At 34.4% G+C, this 19,390-nt stretch carries 17 protein-coding genes, 2 pseudogenes and 1 riboswitch; of the genes and pseudogenes, 6 read left to right on the forward strand and 13 right to left on the reverse strand.

The window, feature by feature from the left end; all coding sequences use genetic code 11:
* Positions 1 to 358: 358 nt before the first annotated feature.
* The gene (locus AC1DJR_RS04955; RefSeq protein WP_002086342.1) at positions 359 to 823 is read left to right on the forward strand and encodes a hypothetical protein; all 465 of its coding nucleotides are present in this window, start codon (positions 359 to 361) and stop codon (positions 821 to 823) included.
* Positions 824 to 842: 19 nt separating this feature from the next.
* Here AC1DJR_RS04955 and AC1DJR_RS04960 read toward each other — a convergent pair whose 3' ends face one another.
* From AC1DJR_RS04960 to AC1DJR_RS04975, 4 genes are all read right to left on the reverse strand, one after another.
* Positions 843 to 1,121: a hypothetical protein gene (locus AC1DJR_RS04960; RefSeq protein WP_477002144.1), complete on the reverse strand. Its 279-nt coding sequence runs from the start codon at positions 1,119 to 1,121 to the stop codon at positions 843 to 845.
* Between the two features lie 28 nt (positions 1,122 to 1,149).
* Positions 1,150 to 2,412, reverse strand: coding sequence for an MFS transporter (locus AC1DJR_RS04965; protein WP_429686744.1), 1,263 nt, complete (start codon positions 2,410 to 2,412; stop codon positions 1,150 to 1,152).
* A 197-nt stretch (positions 2,413 to 2,609) separates the two neighbouring features.
* Positions 2,610 to 3,989 carry an S-layer homology domain-containing protein gene (locus tag AC1DJR_RS04970; RefSeq protein WP_429686743.1) on the reverse strand — a complete coding sequence of 460 codons (1,380 nt, stop codon included), beginning with the start codon at positions 3,987 to 3,989 and terminating at the stop codon, positions 2,610 to 2,612.
* A gap of 259 nt (positions 3,990 to 4,248) precedes the next feature.
* Positions 4,249 to 5,493 (reverse strand): N-acetylmuramoyl-L-alanine amidase, encoded by a 1,245-nt coding sequence (locus tag AC1DJR_RS04975; protein ID WP_429686742.1) that lies wholly within the window; start codon positions 5,491 to 5,493, stop codon positions 4,249 to 4,251.
* Positions 5,494 to 5,638: 145 nt separating this feature from the next.
* Here AC1DJR_RS04975 and AC1DJR_RS04980 point away from each other — a divergent pair, with 145 nt between their 5' ends.
* Entirely contained in the window at positions 5,639 to 6,124 is a 486-nt protein-coding gene (locus AC1DJR_RS04980) for an 8-oxo-dGTP diphosphatase (RefSeq protein ID WP_044440411.1), read from the forward strand.
* 28 nt (positions 6,125 to 6,152) lie between these two features.
* Here AC1DJR_RS04980 and AC1DJR_RS04985 read toward each other — a convergent pair whose 3' ends face one another.
* From AC1DJR_RS04985 to AC1DJR_RS04995, 3 genes are read right to left on the reverse strand one after another with little or no spacing between them, the layout of a single operon-like run.
* Positions 6,153 to 7,778, reverse strand: a complete 1,626-nt coding sequence (locus tag AC1DJR_RS04985) for a YndJ family protein (RefSeq protein WP_477002145.1) — start codon at positions 7,776 to 7,778, stop codon at positions 6,153 to 6,155.
* Between the two features lie 5 nt (positions 7,779 to 7,783).
* On the reverse strand, positions 7,784 to 8,395 hold the full coding sequence (locus tag AC1DJR_RS04990; protein ID WP_044440408.1) for a DUF4166 domain-containing protein: 612 nt from the start codon (positions 8,393 to 8,395) through the stop codon (positions 7,784 to 7,786).
* 4 nt (positions 8,396 to 8,399) lie between these two features.
* Positions 8,400 to 9,308 (reverse strand): DoxX-like family protein, encoded by a 909-nt coding sequence (locus AC1DJR_RS04995; protein ID WP_429686740.1) that lies wholly within the window; start codon positions 9,306 to 9,308, stop codon positions 8,400 to 8,402.
* A 192-nt stretch (positions 9,309 to 9,500) separates the two neighbouring features.
* A riboswitch (Lysine riboswitch) is annotated at positions 9,501 to 9,687 on the forward strand.
* Between the two features lie 201 nt (positions 9,688 to 9,888).
* On the opposite strand from AC1DJR_RS04995, the gene AC1DJR_RS05000 reads away from it, so the two are divergent.
* On the forward strand, positions 9,889 to 11,118 hold the full coding sequence (locus tag AC1DJR_RS05000) for an aspartate kinase (RefSeq protein ID WP_429686739.1): 1,230 nt from the start codon (positions 9,889 to 9,891) through the stop codon (positions 11,116 to 11,118).
* A gap of 356 nt (positions 11,119 to 11,474) precedes the next feature.
* Complete coding sequence (locus tag AC1DJR_RS05005; protein ID WP_429686738.1) at positions 11,475 to 11,927, forward strand: VOC family protein; 453 nt, start codon at positions 11,475 to 11,477, stop codon at positions 11,925 to 11,927.
* A 289-nt stretch (positions 11,928 to 12,216) separates the two neighbouring features.
* Here AC1DJR_RS05005 and AC1DJR_RS05010 read toward each other — a convergent pair.
* From AC1DJR_RS05010 to asnA, 3 genes and pseudogenes are all read right to left on the reverse strand, one after another.
* Positions 12,217 to 12,558: pseudogene (locus AC1DJR_RS05010) on the reverse strand (helix-turn-helix domain-containing protein); the annotation flags it as partial.
* Between the two features lie 128 nt (positions 12,559 to 12,686).
* Positions 12,687 to 12,800 carry a helix-turn-helix domain-containing protein gene (locus AC1DJR_RS05015; RefSeq protein WP_429686737.1) on the reverse strand — a complete coding sequence of 38 codons (114 nt, stop codon included), beginning with the start codon at positions 12,798 to 12,800 and terminating at the stop codon, positions 12,687 to 12,689.
* Positions 12,797 to 13,831, reverse strand: coding sequence for an aspartate--ammonia ligase (asnA, locus tag AC1DJR_RS05020; RefSeq protein ID WP_477002146.1), 1,035 nt, complete (start codon positions 13,829 to 13,831; stop codon positions 12,797 to 12,799). Before asnA ends, AC1DJR_RS05015 begins: the two co-directional genes overlap by 4 nt.
* A gap of 17 nt (positions 13,832 to 13,848) precedes the next feature.
* Between asnA and AC1DJR_RS05025 the strand changes: the two are divergent.
* Together AC1DJR_RS05025 and AC1DJR_RS05030 are read left to right on the forward strand one after the other, a co-directional pair.
* Positions 13,849 to 14,044: pseudogene (locus tag AC1DJR_RS05025) on the forward strand (hypothetical protein).
* A gap of 339 nt (positions 14,045 to 14,383) precedes the next feature.
* On the forward strand, positions 14,384 to 14,515 hold the full coding sequence (locus AC1DJR_RS05030) for a DUF3934 family protein (RefSeq protein ID WP_000047589.1): 132 nt from the start codon (positions 14,384 to 14,386) through the stop codon (positions 14,513 to 14,515).
* Between the two features lie 135 nt (positions 14,516 to 14,650).
* Here the strand turns inward: AC1DJR_RS05030 and AC1DJR_RS05035 are convergent, their stop codons facing one another.
* The 3 genes from AC1DJR_RS05035 to AC1DJR_RS05045 form a co-directional block, all read right to left on the reverse strand.
* Positions 14,651 to 17,845, reverse strand: coding sequence for an SNF2 helicase associated domain-containing protein (locus tag AC1DJR_RS05035; RefSeq protein WP_477002147.1), 3,195 nt, complete (start codon positions 17,843 to 17,845; stop codon positions 14,651 to 14,653).
* Positions 17,846 to 17,963: 118 nt separating this feature from the next.
* Positions 17,964 to 18,896 (reverse strand): response regulator, encoded by a 933-nt coding sequence (locus AC1DJR_RS05040; protein ID WP_060751548.1) that lies wholly within the window; start codon positions 18,894 to 18,896, stop codon positions 17,964 to 17,966.
* Positions 18,897 to 18,898: 2 nt separating this feature from the next.
* The coding region (locus AC1DJR_RS05045) for a sensor histidine kinase (RefSeq protein ID WP_477002148.1) at positions 18,899 to 19,390 on the reverse strand (492 nt) is incomplete at its 5' end.

The following is a 19,390-nucleotide window of genomic DNA, read 5'->3' on the forward strand; positions in this document are numbered from 1 at the left end:
CACATAAGCTGGTGTCTTTCTCGAATAATTTACTCCAAATATCTTTTCAATTAACTTTCCATATGTAAAATAACCGATTATCAATACGACGATTGACACTAAAAATGTAATCACTTCTATCCCCTCCCCCTTCAGAAAGCATTTTCTTATTTCTATATAAGAAATCGCTTTCAATTTATTCTAGCATGTTTAACTATATTAAATAAACGTTTTATACAGAATTTTTAGCATATTCTTTTTATAAGATAAAAAAACAGCCTCTCTTATTTACAATAYCCMCTTACATTATATGGTATATTTTTTCACWAAGAGAAGATAATAACAAATAAATCCWTTAAAGAATGGGAGCTCTCTAAAGATGAAACGAAAAATATTTTCTCTCTTTGCACTAATCTGCTTAGCACTACCAATACAAGCTAGTGCATACACATTTCAATCACTACCAATTGCGTCAAAGTCTAAACAGTGGTATATCGAAATTGACAAATCTCATAACTCAAACAAGCAAGCCGTGCAGCCAAAACAAGGTGTATATGATACGTATAGTTTACTCTTAAAAAATATTGGTAATGATGTTGCAAATGTATCGGTGGAAATACTTGATAACACACCTACATCTAAAGCTACCTTTAATCCTACTTCATCTAATAACAACGTTTCAAAAAGTCATACAAGCTTTGACTACATGGTATTCCCATTAGACTTTAATAGCCATAATTTTAAAGTTGTCATTACTTGGGAAGAAAAGAATTTCTCTTACAACGGTCATCCAGTACATGAGAGTAAAAAAATGAAGCAAACATTTGTGTTTAATGAAGAGTAAGTCCTAATTTGATTAGGGCTTACTCTTTATTTACAAAACCCGATTGAATTGCTTCTGTCACTTCTTTTGCAATATGTATTTTTGTAGCGTCTACACAGATTTTTTTGTCCCAAACATGTACGGAAGGCTCTTCATTAGACAAATGCTTAATTAAGATGAATCGATTATATGTCATTTTATTTTCTATAGGAGTAGCAATATACACCGTGAAATTCCTTGCTTCAAATACCTTTTCTCCCAAAACGTATTTACATCCCMACTCATGTACTACTAAATCATGTAGATTTTCTATAGTCATATACCATCCCCCCTTTTTGCCTACATAATCAATCGAACCGCCGAATACTTGGTACAGACAATGCCATTCCAATTGTTATGGGTACTAAAATAGCTAGCATTATAATTGTTATCTTTCCACCTATTACAGTAGCTAACCAGCCTACCACCACATACCCTAATGGTAATAAAGCAAATGAGCCTAACATATCAAGACTTGCCACTCTTCCAAAAGCTTCTTCTGGTACAAGCTCTTGTAAACTTGTTTCCCAAATAAGCCCAAATATCATAATACCGAATCCTTCAATTGCCATTAATCCAATTAAGGTGGGTGCCCAAGAAACGAAAGGCATAATTAATAACGCCATTCCACTAATTAAAACACCACCATACGCAAGTAATCCTCTCTTATGCCACCGCTGCCTCCCACCAAAAATTAGTGCTGCAATTACAGCTCCAGCACCAGAAGCAGCCATACCTAAGCCATACACGTAAGCTTCAAAATGATGATGAACATTAAACAACCATGGAATTAATACAACGATAACGCCTGCATAACAAATATTAACGAAAGAAAAGACTAGAATGGTAATCCACAACCACGGATGACTCTTTAAAACTAAAATACCTTCCATAAACTCTTGTTTGTAATCGATCTTACTCTTTTCAATGGGTTTTACTTTTTTAAACTTAATTTCTTTTAAAAATAATAAACATAAAAATGATAACAAATACGTTGCTGCATCTAGTCCGAAGCCTATCCCTGCAGATGTAACTGATACTATTAACCCACCAAGTGCTGGGCCAATTAATCGTATTCCTTGATTACTCATTTGCGTTAATGCATTAGCTGCATTTCGAATTTCCGGTACAAATACTTTCGCTCTTACAGCTGAATATGCCGGCTGAAATATCCCTTCCATAAGTCCATATAATGCAACAAGTATATATAAAAGTGGAATTGTTAAAATGTCCATAAATATAAGTGTTGCAAATAAGAGCATTAATATACAGCGAATTATATCTGTAAATAACATCAATTTCACCCGGTCAATTCGATCCACGACTAATCCAGCAAACGGTAACGCAAGAATATTAGGAAGCATGTATATTGCCATAGTCATTCCCATTACAACTGTTGAACCAGTTAATGAATACACAACGACTGGCAGAATAACCATCGTTATCGAACTACCTAAAGTCGAAAGTAATTGCCCAATCCATAAAAACTTAAAGTGCGGTGACACTTTAACTGGCAATAACAATTTACCGACATAACCTAAATTTTTCTCTGTTGGTATTTCTCCTTGCATATCTCTCTCCTCTTTTCAAATTAAGTTAATACCCGAATATAAACACAGAAAATTCAATCTTTAATAACTTTAATTATATATGAAACTGTTAAATTATTGGTAGAAATATAAAAAAGAAAATCATAATAAATCTACAAATATTACGTGTTGAATATAAATAAAAAAGGTGTTTTCATATATGAAAACACCTTTCCACTTTATAATTTTAAGTTCTTCTTCAATGTCCAATATTTTTCTGGAGCATTTTCAAGTGAGAATTCTACCCAGCCATTTGGATCTTCACGATATACGTTTACTTTTGTACCATTTTCTAATTTTCCAACTTCATTTTGTGTAACGTTTGGTACACTCTTAATTGGGTTGTTAAACGGGAATGGAACTTGATAGTAAGATCCTACCGACTGAACAGTAGTTTTTGCATCTTTTGCATAATCTTTATATGGAATTGTTTCGCCTAATGCATCTACATTTAATGTATTAGGGTTTTTCGGTAATCGTTTTACATTTTGATAATCTTTGTTATTGAAAGGCTTAATACGTTCCATAATATTAGCAATTTTTCCAGCCCATGCTTTATCTGTTGCATATTTTTCATTCATATCAGGTAATGTGTAACCATTGAAATGAGGAGCACCTTTCTCTAAGTAGTTCTTTCTTACATAATCAGCATTGTACGAAATACTTTGCCCGTAAGACGTTAAATATTTTGCATTTGCGAATGGATCCCAATCAAATGCCTTTAGCCCAAATAAATTATGTTTACGATATGCAATTTCTGATTTTCCGTACCCAGATTCTAAGATCGCATGTGCTGCTAAATATAAAGCGTTCACACCATACTCATTTTGTGCTTTAATAAAATCTTGTCCATTTCCAATAAGGGGACTGTCAGAATGAAATTCCCCAATAAAATTTTCAATCTCTTGCGCTGTTACATTAGATGGTAACGTTACATCTAGATTGATATATGATGCCATAGCATTAAATAAAAATTGTGCATATTCTTCACGTGTTAAAACACTAGTTGGATTAAATGCACCTGCTCCATTACCTGCAGCAATGCCGTTAGACTCTAATGCACTAATCGCATCATTTGCCCAATGATCTTTCGAAACATCATTAAATGTATGATTAGCTTTTACTTTTAGTTTAAAAGCTTTCTGTAAAATTACAGCCATTTCAGCACGAGTTAAAGATTCTTTCGGTCTAAATGTTCCTTTACCATCACCTACGAAAATCCCCATATCTGTTAAAGTTAAAATTTCATTTTGGAACATTGTCGTTCCTTCGCTAATATCAGAGTATGGATTTTTATATTCGCTTTTCGCTTCTGGTTTTAATGCACGATATATTAATGCGGCTACTTGCTCACGATTTACAACATCCCCGAATCCAAACTTACCATTATCATATCCTGCAATAATTTCTTTTGATGTTAAATTAGTAATTGCTTTATACGACCAATGATCTTTCGGAACGTCTGGAAATTCCTTTTCAGCTGCAAATGAAGTTGCCGGAGCCATCACTACTTGAAGTGCGACTGTCACTGCTAACACATTAGAAATAACTTTTTTCATATTTTTTTTAACACGTTATGTATATGCTTGTCCCGTGTTAACTTGCCTCCCTTTTCAATAAAATTTTCCCTATCAAACTAACAAACTCTTAATTAGTCAACAGTAAAAGTATACGTGATACAAATAAACTAATCTACCATTATTTTATTTATAATCAGCATAATACGATATATCTTTTTATTTTGATACAAAATTATATAAACTCATATAAAAAGTCCATCATCTCTATATAGATGATGGACTTAACAATTAATATTTTTTATTTAGCTAAACGATATTTTGAAACATCGAAACCTTTCCACTCATAATAATCTAAAATCCCAGCATAAACTGCCTCTGCAGCAATTTGTCTTCCTGATTCAGTAGCTAATTTGCCATTATCTATATTATTATCAATAAAGGCAAGCTCTGTTAAAACTGCTGGTACTGTATTTTTATTTACTACATAAAATGAATGATCATCTTTTATATCTCTATCTCTTGTATGTAGTGCTTCTACTACTCGTTTTTGAATTTTCTTCGCTAATACTTCGCTATCCTTTTCAATCTGTGTCTCTTCTCCACGCTTGGATTTTTTATAGTAATACGTTTCTGTTCCATAACCATCATGATTTTCAGAAGAATTTGCATGAATGCTTACAAATATATCTCCATTGTTCTCTTGACCAAATTTCACTCGATTCGCAAGAGATTCATTTTTGTTACTTCCTGGATTTCCGTTCTCTTCACGTGTTAACAAAGCTCTTAAAGGTGTATTTTTCTCTAACAACTTCTGTAATCTTAAAGATGTATCAAATACAATTTTACTTTCCTCTACACCTTGTCCTGGATTCCCTGGATCAAATCCTCCATGACCAGGATCAATAATAACTACCTTTTCTACTAAAGGGTTACCTATTTTAAGAGAATCTGCCTTTTTAATAAATTGAGCTGCCTCTGCTTTAGTTAGAATTTTTTCAGGCTCCCATTTATCACCAGTACCAACAGAAATCCCTAATTCAACTAGGATGTTAGCTTTTGCTTTACCCCAGCTTTTTTCTAAATCACTGAATTTAGTTGCTGGAGTACCATTTACTTTAGAATCTAATTTGTAAGCTTCTACAATAAGAGAGGCCATTGAAACTCGGTCAATTTTCCCAGTTGGATCAAATACGCCTGGGCCTTTCCCTTTAACAACACCAGCTTTTTCTACAGCTGCGATGTATGGGGTATACCATCCGTTTTGAGAGTCACCGAAAGATGGTTTAGCATTYTTATCGAATGGTAAGTTTAAGATTTTAGCCATCATTGTAGCTGCTTCTGCACGAGTGATCTCTTTTCCAGGCTCGAACATTCCTTTCTCGTTACCTGTAACTGCGCCTTTTTCTGCTAAGTAGTTAATAGAATCTTCTGCCCAGTGCCCTGCTTGGACATCTGGAAACGTTTTTATTTGTGCGAAACTACTAGATGAATAAGATAATATACTAGCTGCAATTACTCCTGCTGCGATTATTCTATTTTTCATAGAATATATTCCCCTCTCAAGTACAAGCTTTTATATAACAGAATAATTATAGTTCTGAAAATTAGTAATAGTCAATTGCATTTTGTATAATTTTGTCTTATTATTGTATTTTTTGGAACAAATAACTATAAGAGGAGAGATTCGTATGAGCAAGCATTGGAAAAGTATCGAACACCGTATTTATACAATGTGTATGATTCAGCGTAATAATGAAGTATTACTAATACAACGGCCGGATCATCTAGGCTTCCCTGGTTACATCGCTCCGGGCGGAAAAGTAGATTTCCCAGAAAGTATCGTTCAAGCTGCTAAACGAGAAGTAAAAGAAGAAACTGGATTACTTGTTTCAAATTTAACTTTTAAGGGATTAGATGAATACGTAAATCCGAAAGAAAATGTTCGATATATGGTATTTAATTATTGGACAGATTCATTTGAAGGTGAACTCCTTTTGAATCCTCCTGAAGGCGAATTATTATGGGTACCAATCGATACAGCACTAAATCTTCCCATGCAAAATTGGTTTAAAGAGAGATTCCCATTATTTTTTGAAAAAGGTACGTTTGAAATTCAACGTGTTTGGGATCGTGACTTRGATAAACAAGTTGCTATGACAATTACCCATACRTAAAAAAGCTTGGAATCTCTCCAAGCTTCTCTTACTTCTCCTCTATTTTCTTAATCTCATAATCAATTTCTAAAAACTTGACTCCGAATATCCACATTCTATGGTGAGCTGTTAACATTTGGTCCGTGCTCTCTTTAATGATAAATGTCTCTGCTAATGGTAAACGTATTGTAAAGAAACGAGTATATAAATAAATCCCCTCATCTCCCCTGCCATTCTCTCTTAACTTACTTGTAATGATTAAAGCATTATCATCATTGCATAACTTCAAAATACCAGTCATATTCGAATATGGTAAAGGTAATGCGATATTCATATATGTATCTTTCTTGTATGTATGCTTTGAATAAAGAGCTATAAAAATTGTCTCCCCTGCTTCATTTTTTCTTAGCCAAGCCCTTACATTCTCTCTTCCATCCTTCTCACCTATTATCCCAATGATAGAGCCATRCATCGTTTCCCACTTGCCGCCCATTCCTAAATGTATTTGTCCTACACGCTTACTCATTTTCTCATAACAAAATGCAACCGGGCGGAACCAACGAGTCCATTTAATATGCGATTGTAACTCATACTCTTTTGTATTTTCATAAAAACGAATAATACTTAAAGGAATCTTCGCCATGTCAAATGCCTCACTATGAAAATCATTCATTTTATCAACTAAACCTTTGTATTCCTTGTTATCTATTAAATTTCTGTTATGTAAAAATGCTTCACCAACTGTCGCATTTCCTCTTAACCTGCTCATTGTTTTCCCGTAATATTTATAATTCGGAGTACTCTTTTCAATCATCCAGCCAACAAATGCTGGTAACGCTACTCCAATTCCATTGACAACACCGTGGATCCAAACCATTTGAGCAATTGTAATCGTCATTACATGTTTCAAATTCCCATATGAATATATAAGTGAAAACATAATGGTTACCATGAGTGTGCTAGACGATATGATCAGGAGAACCTTTGCATGAATAGCATTAAATTTCGTGCGCCAAACATAAATCCCATAACCATAAATAGCACATAAATATATGAACACTGCAAAAAATTCAAATATCCTTGAGTATGTAATTCCTATCGCAACTGTCATAGGTAAAATGACTATGATAAACATAATAGCATCATACACTTTACTTCTCTTTTCTCTTTTCCTCCCTATTAAACCCGCTGATAATGGTAATAAAAACGCCGAATAATGAAAGTGTGCCGCTGTAAGTAAAACAATGTCAGAACTAAAGTGCATAATTGAAACCTTTGCTACTGAAGCAAAAAACCAAAAACCACCTAAAAACAAATAAATAAACGCACTATCGATAGCCGTCTCTTCTATCGGTTTCCATCYTCTTTCTARCAATCTACTTACACCAAATAAYGCAACGATTCCTGTATATRCAAACCAAAGTAGCGCAAAGAAATAGTGATTTGTTACGAAWGCTAGCATTGCACTGATTGCTGCGATTGGATATAAAAACGATACAAATTTATAAAATAATACATACGATCCATTTCTTTTTTTCTTGTCAATAATACAAAAAGACATCGGTATAAATAACAAAATAGATAATAAAATAATTGCTTTAACTGGGTTTACATTTGACCACTCACATATTAGAAAAATAATATAGCAAGCAAGCCCAAATAGTATATTTTTCATATCGTTTATTCCCTTTCCACAAATGTTCCCTTATATGAAAATAATGAACCAATTAACGGATTTCGTACTTGTACATGAATTCGAAAACATTGTAGTGTTTCATCATAACTTTCTACAATTTTTGCCTCTCCGTATAAAAATCTAGGTAACGGTATTTTTCTTCCAAACATAAAAAACCATTGTTTCTTTGAAGAAATATGCATCCCGCCTTTTTCATCAATATAAAAATTCAATGTAGAAACGAGTAAATGYGGCTCACCAAAATAATCTACAATTTCATTATTCTCTTCATCCAACTGCATAACAGCGTTAAAATATCTTTTCTTATTATGAAAATAAAAAGTACGATTCCACCGTACAAACTCATTTCCATGTTCATCTCGCTCAGCGGTATTATGTATCACAAACGGAACTTTTTGCCCTCGCTCAGAGAAAAACATTCGAAACTTCGATGTAATTTTTAATATTAATTTAACGAAAAAAGATCCTCCATAAATTTCATCCATTTCCCCTTCCCCAATAAAGCTATTTTCCTTTGTTATCGCATATCGTTCCTGCAATTTTGGATGAAGCCTTTTATAAGAATCCCCTAATAATCTTTCATAAATATTAACCATATACTTATCCCTTTCTCGTCCTCTTGCAATTTTTTGCGCTTGGCAAATTAGTGCTATTTATATAACCGACAATCGATAACCCTATTAGAAGAAAATTTAATGTAATCGGATTAAACGGCCCTGTAAAACTTGTGATATTTGTATCTCCTGCCACTATAGTTAAGCCTATTAACATAACAATATGTAATATAAACAACGTTCGTTTTTGAAATGGCAATAGCCACATAACACCCCATATTATTTCTAAAAATCCAACTATTTTAAGTATAAAAATACTACTTTCATTTGATCCGATTAGTGCAGAAAGCATCTTTACTTCTTCTGAATGAGTAAACATCAATTTCGGTACAATCCCTTGATATAACCATACGAAAGCAAATAAAAAGCAAACTAGCCAATACGTCATCGTTCTTCTAATTAGCAACTTTGGATGAAGTCCCTTTTCTAACCATAATTTTAAAGCATCAAAACTCCATGCTGTCGCCCAACCTAATAGTGGACGAAAAACATATAAATCTATCACATTTCCTATACGACCAAATCTCGTATCATAATCATATTGCGTTTCAAAATGAATATGTTCTTCATTCGGTGTATACTTCCAATAACCACGCCCTATTTGTATAAGTGATAATTGATTGTCTGTCCAAAATTTTAAAGAGGAAATGCGTTCTCCAGTTTCTTTTCTTATTTCACCTATCGATTCCCCTTCTCCGGCTATTTCRAGTCCAAATCCGATCTTTGTTTTATATAAAAACTTCTGTGGTTCTCCCTCTTTTTTTTCTAAATACGAAATCTCAGTAAAACGAGCATCCCACTCTGTATGTATATCAGGCTCTTGTGTATATGCCCATAGTTTCTCCATTGTTGTGTTCATTTCTGTGGCTACATAAATAGGCTTTTTCTTCCCCATCCTTCCACCTCCCATGCGCTATATTTTCAATGTACATGCAATGAATCGATTTTGCTACATTTTTCACAAACTAATTTAATAAAAAGATAGAATTTCAAAAAAATACAAAAAACACTTGATTCTCTGAAAAATTTAAATTATTATAAAACAAATGTTACCAACAACTTCATAAATCATACACTCTCGCCTAAAACGTGAGATAGAGGTTGCAACGCTTATAAGTATTCTAAAGGAGACACAGAGATGTCTATGATTTTAGAGGAAAGGAAGTGTTGCCGAAATTGATAAATTTCTCTGCATTTATCAATTGGGGCTGTTTTCGAATAGAAACAGAACTGTCATATGTACAGACGTGTACGTATGAAGAGCTATCTACAAAAAAGAGATATCATTTTTATGATATTCCTTTTTTGGCGGTTTTTTTATTAGCTCCGTTTTCTGTTTCCCTTTTCCTGTAACAGCACCATCCTCACTTATTTGAGATGGTGTTTTTTGTTTTTCTCTCTGGTAACTACAGGAATATTGGGATTTGTATATGTCCTAACCTATTCTTAAAAATGGACGAAAGAAGGAATTCGTAATGGAAACGATTGTACAAAAATTTGGCGGTACTTCTGTCGGAAGCGTCGAACGCATTCAACATGTAGCAAATTTAATTATTGAAGAATATGAACGAGGACATAGTATTGTCTCTGTCGTTTCAGCAATGGGAAAAAGTACGGATAAACTTGTAGCACTTGCTAACGCTATTACTGAAAATCCAAGTAAACGTGAAATGGATATGCTCCTATCTACAGGAGAACAAGTAACTATTTCATTATTAACAATAGCACTACAAACAAAAGGTTATAACGCAATTTCATTAACAGGATGGCAAGCTGGTATTACGACAGAATCTGTACATAGTAGTGCACGGATTACTGACATTAACACCACTCTTATTCAGTCTCACCTTACTGAAGGAACGATTGTTATAGTAGCTGGTTTCCAAGGAATAAGTGAAGAAAATGAAATTACAACGCTTGGCCGCGGTGGTTCTGATACAACTGCTGTCGCATTAGCTGCTGCACTAAAAGCAAAAAAATGTGATATTTATACGGATGTGACCGGCGTATATACGACTGATCCACGAGTTGTACAAGATGCTTATAAATTAGATGAAATTTCTTATGACGAAATGTTAGAGCTTGCCAACCTCGGTGCTGGCGTATTACACCCACGCGCTGTTGAATTTGCTAAAAATCATAATGTAATTTTAGAAGTTCGCTCAAGTATGGAACAAGAAAACGGAACAATTGTAAGGGGAGAATGTAACATGGAACAACAATCAATCGTTAAAGGTATTGCATTTGAGGATAATATTACACGTGTCACAATTAAAGGATTAGAACAAGGTGCACTTTCAACAGTTTTCTCTACATTAGCAGCAGCACATATTAATGTAGATATTATTATTCAAAGTATTACAAATGAAGGAACTGTTCACCTCTCCTTCTCGATCCATTCTAATGATTTAAGAGAAACATTAGAAGTATTGGAACAAAATCAAGAAGCACTTCACTATGAATCTGTAGAACATGAAAATCATTTAGCAAAAGTATCAATTGTAGGATCTGGTATGGTATCTAACCCAGGAGTTGCTGCGAATATGTTTACTACTTTAAAAGAAGGCGGTATTCATATTAAAATGGTAAGTACATCGGAAATTAAAGTATCAGTTGTAATTGACCGTATTCACTTAGTAGATGGTGTTGAAGCACTACATCAATCATTTATGGCGAAAATTGAGCCTTTAGTGCAGATGAGTTAATTCCCACCAGTAAAACTTAAAACAAATTATACGAATCTATTTCCTTCCTATATAAATAGAAATAGGGTGGGAATATTTTGCGGGGAAGTCGAAGTTCTTTTATCAAATAGCAACTACAGTATCAAATTCTTGAAACTACTTGAAATGATAGTATTCACGAAATAAAGTTCGCGTATATTTCAATAGTAGAAAGTTTACGAAGTGTTTTTTGTTAACAAGTTGTTATATGACATACCCGAAAACACCTTGTCACATTTTCCTACACTGTGACAAGGTGTTTTTTGTTTAGAAGAGATTCTAGTATAATTATGAGGATAATTAGATAATAAATTTATACATATAAGGAGATAAAGACAATGACAAAAAACAAATTACTAAGAATGGACAATATCAGCATCGTTGTAGAATCACTTGATAACGCAATCTCTTTCTTCAAGGAGATTGGATTAAATCTCGAAGGGCGAGCTACTGTTGAAGGTGAATGGGCTGGTCGCGTAACTGGACTCGGTTCTCAGTGCGTAGAGATTGCTATGATGGTTACGCCAGATGGTCACAGCCGAATTGAACTTTCGCGATTTCTCACCCCACCTACTATAGCAGATCACCGGACAGCTCCTGTAAACGCCCTCGGTTATCTGCGCGTCATGTTCACCGTCGAGGACATTGACGAAATGGTATCCAGACTTACTAAGCATGGTGCTCAGCTCGTTGGAGAAGTAGTTCAGTATGAGAACTTGTATCGACTCTGCTACATTCGTGGAACCGAAGGAATTTTAATCGGTTTGGCGGAAGAACTCGATAACAAATAAGTAAGTGATGTTTTATAAAAAGCCTTTACTGAAATATTCATTACTGAATTAAAAATATTTGAAGCACATTCTTACTCCATAAAACTTAAATTTTCAGCCCCGTCCTAACTTTAGAACGGGGCTATACTCGTTTGAGCTTTTAAAATTAAATAACTTTATTATCATTTTACACATAGATTTCAAGACTCTATACAAACAGCTTTTTAACATATTACCTATATCTAAAAATCGTCATAAAATAATCAAATTATTCGCAATACCTTTTCCTAGGAAATATAACGGACTCTTCTCACTTCTTATCATATATATCTTTTCCTTTAAATAACGAGCGAAATTCATTCAAAATAACTTTCTTCACGTCGGAATAAAAGACCATCATGAATAGCGCACCCCCTAATAAAATCTCTTGAATTCCTTCGTAATCAATGAAAGCACTCATAATTAGCAAACCAAATCCAATATAAAAGCCAAACTCATTCTCTTTCTCAAAATCCTCATCTTCTTCATCAATATGTATTTTCTCTTTAAAGCTTTGATTCCCTTTTATTAACTCATCGAGCGTAACATTGTACATTTCGCTAAGTAAAATTAAATTATCAATGTCAGGGTAACTTTTATCATTTTCCCATTTATCCCGCTTTAACAGGCACTAAATCCCATCGTAGCTTTTACATACATCAAGGAAGCCAGATGGGATTAACTGCCTATAAAAGCCCGATTGGTTCAACTAATAATCAGTGGGATAAATCGCTCCACTGATTAAAGTTTCACTTTATACACCGCTTGCCTCGTCATCCCAAATTTCTTAGCGACATCCTCTTGTGAAAATACTTTTGATTCTCGTAATTTTTTTAATTGTTCTCCCAAGTTCATAACGTCCCCTCCTTTAACAAATTATTACATAAAAGGAGATGAAAAAGAAAGAAACTATTAGTAACACTCACTGTAAACCACCAGTTTACACAATAAAAAAGGGAGAGTAACTCTATTTTCGAGCCATGTGCTTTACGTAAGAAGTACATACACATTCTTGATTGTCCAATACCACCACCAATTGTTAATGGTAGTACGTCTTCTAAAATACCTTTATGGAAATCATACTCACGTTTGAAGTCTTCACCAGTTTTCGTTAATTGCTCATCAAGTGCTTTACTATCAACACGAATTCCCATTGATGATAATTCGAACGAAGCTTGTAGTACTGGGTGCCAGAATAAAATGTCACCGTTTAATTTCCAATCATCATAATCGGACGCGCGTCCATCATGCTTTTCACCTGAACGGAGTGCATCACCAATTCCGATAATAAAGACTGCACCATGTTCTTTCGCAATTGCATGTTCACGATCTTTCGGTGTTAATTCTGGATATTTATCTTCCAGTTCTTGAGAAGTAATGAAAACAATTTCTTCTGGTAAATACTTTCYAAGGAACGGATACTTTTCAAATAAGTGATCTTCCAATTCTTTGAATATTCCATAAATTGTTTGTACTGTTTTTTGTAAGTAATCGACAGTACGCCATTCTTTTTGAACGATTTTTTCCCAATCCCATTGGTCAACATAAATGGAATGTGTTGCATCAAGTTCTTCATCACGACGAATCGCGTTCATGTTTGTATATAAACCTTCACCAGCTTCATATCCGTATTCATGTAATGCGAATCTTTTCCACTTCGCTAGTGAATGCACAATTTCTAATTCTTCTCCTGAATGTAACATATCAAATTCAATTGGACGTTCTACACCGTTTAAGTGATCGTTTAATCCTGATTTTTTCGTTACGAATAATGGTGCAGATACGCGGAATAGTTCAAGACGTTTTGCTAATTGATCCTCGAAAAATGTTTTAACTTCCTTAATTGCGATTTGAGTCTCTCTTACTGTCATTAATGATTGATACATGGTGGTTTCCTCCTAAAATGTTTGGATGTTGTGAAAAGAAGCCAACAAAAAAAGCCCTTCTTTCCCAAAAAACTGGGACGAAAGACTTTGGTTCCGCGGTACCACCCAAATTAGCAACAGAGGTTGCTCACTTATACAGTACGGAGATTAAAAAATCTCGATACTGTTCTTCTTGTAACGGCGAAGTTCCCGACTAAGTCTACTTTCCTATAAAGGATTTCGGTTAGCGACTCCAGGAGGTTCTTCATAATAGGCTTCGTATCAGGCTCACACCGTCCCTGACTTTGTCTCTTCAATCCAAAAAACATTTCACTAATTGAAACTAACATATATACAACAACTAGTGTGATTGTTCGAAATATAGAATCCGCAGTATTTCTTATTATTTTCATTTTCTTTATAATTCCTTTCAGTTTACTYGCAATTTCATGATATACTATAGCATTCAAGCAGTTTGTTTTTATTTAAAGCAAGCATAGTCATTTATCGATAGTATTTTTCTAAAACATTGGCTATTATCAAATCAGATTTTTTATATAACGGAGTGATCATATGAGTAAAACGAAAGCAAAACCGAAAAAAGGTGTAGGACAAGGTACAGGAAGTAAAGGATGGAACCGTTGGCAATCAAGTGCGAAAAAGAAAGCTGCAAAACCATACAAAAGTAAAGGTACAAAGAAATAAAATAAATAGTGGGAGACGAACAACTCCCACTATTTAAAGTTTCACTTTATCTCTTTACTTTGTACAAAACAAAATATAATTATTACAACAAAAAAGCTATGCTTTCATCTCTATGAAAGCATAGCTTTTTCCATATTAAATCATAAGAATATCGCGGATTTCTTCCTCCGTAATAGAAGATAACTTCTCTTCTCCCGGCTCGATAATTTCAGCGATTAAATTTTTCTTACTCTCTTGTAACTCGTGCATTTTTTCTTCAATTGTTCCATGTGCTACTAACTTAATCACTTGCACTGTATTTTTTTGTCCCATTCGATACGCTCTATCCGCAGCTTGTTGTTCAACAGCTGGATTCCACCACAAGTCGTACAATATAACTGTATCTGCACCTGTTAAATTTAGTCCTGTKCCACCAGCTTTTAACGAAATAAGAAATAGATCCCCTTCTCCTTCGTTAAACCGATTGCATAGCTCTACACGTTCTTGCGCTGGTGTACTCCCGTCTAAATAAAAGTATGGAACTGCTTGACGATTTAATTCACGTCCGATTATCGAAAGCATCTTCGTAAATTGGGAAAAGATAAGAATTCTCTTCCCTGTACTTCTGCATTCCTCCAAAATTTCTAGCAGCTGATCAAATTTAGCTGAACTACCTTTATAGTCATCAACAAACAAAGCAGGATGACAACAAATTTGCCGTAGTCTCGTTAAACCAGCTAAAACCCGAATTTTATTTTTACGTAACGTATCTTTATCCAAATGTTTTAACGTTTCTTCTCTTAACTTTGCTAAATAAGCTGCGTAAAGCCTCTTTTGATCTGGTAAAAGTTCTGATGATTGTAAGTGCTCAATTTTTTCTGGGAGTTCGTGTAATACATCACCCTTTAACCTTCTTAACACGAAAGGTTTTACCCGCTTCGCAATATCTTCACGTCTTAAATCACCGAACTCTTTTCTTCCCGGTAATAATTCTGGGAAGACGACGTGGAAGATAGACCATAGCTCTTCTAATGAATTTTCTACAGGTGTTCCTGTTAATCCAAAACGGTACTCCGCCTGCACTGTTTTTACCGCTCTTGCAGTTTGCGTCGTATGATTTTTAAATGCTTGTGCTTCATCAAGAAATAGCGTATGAAATGGCTGCTCATATAACCTTATATCTCTTCTCAGTAAAGGATATGACGTAATGACAACATCAAATTTCGTTATATCTTTTAAAATTTTTCGGCGCTCTGCTTGATTTCCATCGGCAATAACTGCTCTAATATGTGGAGCGAATTTTTTCAACTCGCTAAGCCAGTTGTAAACGAGGGACGACGGAGAAACAACTAATATAGGCAGTTTCTTCTCTCGAATTTCCGGCAAAACAGAGTCTATAAAAGCAATACTTTGCAACGTTTTCCCCAGTCCCATATCATCAGCTAAAATGCCGCCAAAACGATAATAGGCAAGTGTTTTCATCCACTGGAATCCGTATGTTTGATACTTTCTCATTATCGCATCTAAGCCACTTGGCACCGCAAACTTCAGCTTTTTAGGGTTTTGAATGTTCTCTACCAATTCTTGAACAGACTCATCTAAACTTAATACGTTTCCTTCTTGCAGTGAATTCATCCATTTCACACTACGAATAAGAGGGACATCTATTTCTTCGCCTTTTAAAAATTCTTTTCGAATACTAGATTCTTTTATAAACTGATTAATATCATTAAACTCTTTACTCTCAAGTGATAGTAGAGCACCACTTGCTAAACGATAATATTTTCGTTTCTCCTCAAGAGCGACTAATACCCCTTTAATTTCTGCCTCTGGAATACCTTTTATATCAAAGCGGAATGATAACCAATCAATTCTCTCTTTCCTTCTAACTCTTATAAGAGGAGCTGTGTCTCCCTTATGAATTCGTAATTTGATTGCTGATGTCGCATAAATATCAACTAAACCTTTTAACGTTGGAACAGCATGATATAAAAAGTTATACTCAGCTTCTTCATTATGCATAAAATAACCGCCTTCCGTTTTCGCRAAGGCACTTTCACTCATAATKTCTAAAATCTCTTTTTCCTTTTTCTCATCACGATTAAAAACAGATGGCTGCCCATCCTCTTCTAACGGATTAATCACGACGTTTCCATAATGAAATTCGAGACCTGCTAACAAACGATTTTTCACTCGATCTAAATACAATTTTGCTTTTAGCGAAGGCGTTTCCACACAATCTGATACTACCTCATCTATTCGCACAGTWCCWAGCTTCATTAACCCTGGTACAACTTTTGCTACAAAGTGYTCCATCTTATCTGCTGGAATATACAATTGGTTACTACTAGAACGATTCATCATTTTTTGTAATTCGATAAGCCGCTTACAATCCTCAGCGTTCAACTGATACAGTTTCCCTCCAAATAGAGCATAACTATACGTATCCATTACTTCTACTTGTTGTAAGCCGTCAATATAAAGTGTAAACCCATCGTTACTCCCYTTATTAAACTCAAAATGYAAAGGAAGTARYCCTTTTGAAATTTGTAAACCGTGAAAAGATTTTCCATCTTGATTAAGTCCCACAAACTCAACTTTAGAAAGTAAAGAAAGCATATCCTTCCATGAAGCTGGCGGTATTAAAATCATACTATCATCTTGTTTTGCATGTACTTCCAGTGTATCCTCATACATTTTTTCATTATGATAAATTTTAATGAGCTGCTGAATAATCGCATCCGTTTCTTGCCTGAAGCTATGTACATCTGGTGTGTATGTAAATTCATTGGAACAATGAAAAGTCTCTCTTTTCTCCACGTTAGAAAGAAATTCTCTAATATGATTTATAAAATATGTTTTCGCAAGTTTTAACTGAATTCCAAGAAGGGCCCCACCGCTTTTCGTCGCTACTGGTGAACATATAAACGCAACATCTAATATTTCACGTGTATCAAAACGGTGTTGTTTACTTTTTGGCCGCAGTGGTTTGTCTGCAAACAACTGAAACATCCCGCTCGTTAATTGATCATTTCCGCTCATATTTTCGGACATGCCGCCCGTTTGCTGGTTATAATTTATTTGTATTAGTACGGCTGCAACATGTTGACAGTACGTTTGAAAAGACGCTAATGAAGGACAACTACATTTCGCAACAACATCACCTTTTTTAGCTTTTTCTACTGTAACATGAAAATCTTCATTCCCTTTTACCGTTGCCTCGCAAATTTCTTTATTTTCATCATAATGATTTATTATTACTTTATTTGATTTATAATAAGCTTCRCCTCTTTTATATGAGGTYTCTCCGCATACTTCTTTAATAATCGATTTATTTAATGTAAAACYCATTTTTTGACACTTCCTTAMTTTAAAACCAATTTCTCTTAACTAACATTTTACATGCTCTACGAGAAAATATAAAATGTAGATTTAATAAAAAAAGATGCTCATTTATAAGCACCTTTTTTCACGCTATCTCCATCAACCGTTTCGCCTCAAAATACAACACTTGAATAAACTTCTTCGTATTAATTCGTATATGGCCAGAAGTTGCTACTTCATCCTTTGTCATTTCTGTCATTCGTTTTCTAACTACAGTGAAATCAAAAAATTTCGGAGCATAGCTTTCAAATTTCGGATTTGAAAAGTCTGTTAATCCAAGGGAAGCTAAGTGATTTAACGATTGATAAATCGCTCTACGTACCCTTTGTTCAGATGCTTTTCTCTCCTTATCTATATCTGCATCTGAAGCTATATTCTCTAATTTTCTTATAGTTATATGGTGAAAGATATCTTTTAGCGCAGGAAATCCAAATTCAAACGTTTGCTCTTTTTCTTGTCCATATAAATATTCCAACATACTAAGTAAATCTTTACTTCCATTCTCTCCCGCAATACCAAGTTCTGATAATAAATAGCGCCCTGAATCTGCTATTCTTTTTCCTTCTTGTATTGGCTCATTTCGAACTTGCGGCTGTTCCCACTTAAAAACGTTATTCAATGATTTTTGAATATCATGTATAGAGCGCTCTAAACGAATACGTTCCATTACTTTACGTACAACAGACATAACCTCAATTTTATTCAATGGTTTTGTAATATAATATTCAACACCAAGTGTATAAGCCTCACCAATAAGCTGTTTCGATTCAACTTGAGAAATCATAATGATTTTCCCTGAAAAAGAGGACGCAATATGGCGAACTGTTTCAATCCCATCTCGCATTGGCATTAATAAATCAATAAATAAAATATCTACTTTTTTAAAATTTAGTTGATCTGCTTCAATAAAAGCTCCATCTTCCGACTCTCCAATTACTTCCCCAAGATCGCCATCTTCAATAATTTGTGAAAGCATGGAGCGGAAAACTTCATCATCATCTACGATATAATAAAACAACTTTATTCTCCTTCCCGCTTTAAACTGCACTCCGGTAAACAAACGATAAACTTACACCCTCCGCCAGTTTCTCGGTCTTCTAATCTCACTTCTCCACCTAGCTCTGTTACCATTTCGTTTATGTAAGAAAGTCCAATACCTGTTGAAGGTGTTCCCGTTTGATCATACTTTGAAGTAAATCCTGGCTTAAATACTAATTTCTTATACTTCTGTGCAATACCAGGACCATCGTCAATTACTTCAAAGAATATATGTTTATCTCGTTTATATAGCTTAATAATAATGAGACCTCTACCCTCAATCGCTTCAACTGCATTTGCAACTAAGTTATTAAAAATGGATAAGACCGTGTACACATGATATTCTGCATGCTCACCTTCTATATGTTCCGAAAAACGTATATCTTTTTCTAACATTTCAGCGTACTTCTCATTAATTCTTACAATCATTTCCGCTAATTCATGTCCTTCTACATACTCAGCCACATTTTTATC

Source organism: Bacillus sp. 05T31, assembly GCF_056396725.1.

What these genes read in the sequence shown, in the direction of transcription:
- AC1DJR_RS05015 (WP_429686737.1), bottom strand. Translation starts at nt 12,800, where the DNA reads ATGAACTTGGGAGAACAATTAAAAAAATTACGAGAATCAAAAGTATTT.
- AC1DJR_RS04965 (WP_429686744.1), bottom strand. Translation starts at nt 2,412, where the DNA reads ATGCAAGGAGAAATACCAACAGAGAAAAATTTAGGTTATGTCGGTAAA.
- AC1DJR_RS04970 (WP_429686743.1), bottom strand. Translation starts at nt 3,989, where the DNA reads ATGAAAAAAGTTATTTCTAATGTGTTAGCAGTGACAGTCGCACTTCAA.
- AC1DJR_RS04955 (WP_002086342.1), top strand. Translation starts at nt 359, where the DNA reads ATGAAACGAAAAATATTTTCTCTCTTTGCACTAATCTGCTTAGCACTA.
- AC1DJR_RS05030 (WP_000047589.1), top strand. Translation starts at nt 14,384, where the DNA reads ATGAGTAAAACGAAAGCAAAACCGAAAAAAGGTGTAGGACAAGGTACA.
- AC1DJR_RS05000 (WP_429686739.1), top strand. Translation starts at nt 9,889, where the DNA reads ATGGAAACGATTGTACAAAAATTTGGCGGTACTTCTGTCGGAAGCGTC.
- AC1DJR_RS05005 (WP_429686738.1), top strand. Translation starts at nt 11,475, where the DNA reads ATGACAAAAAACAAATTACTAAGAATGGACAATATCAGCATCGTTGTA.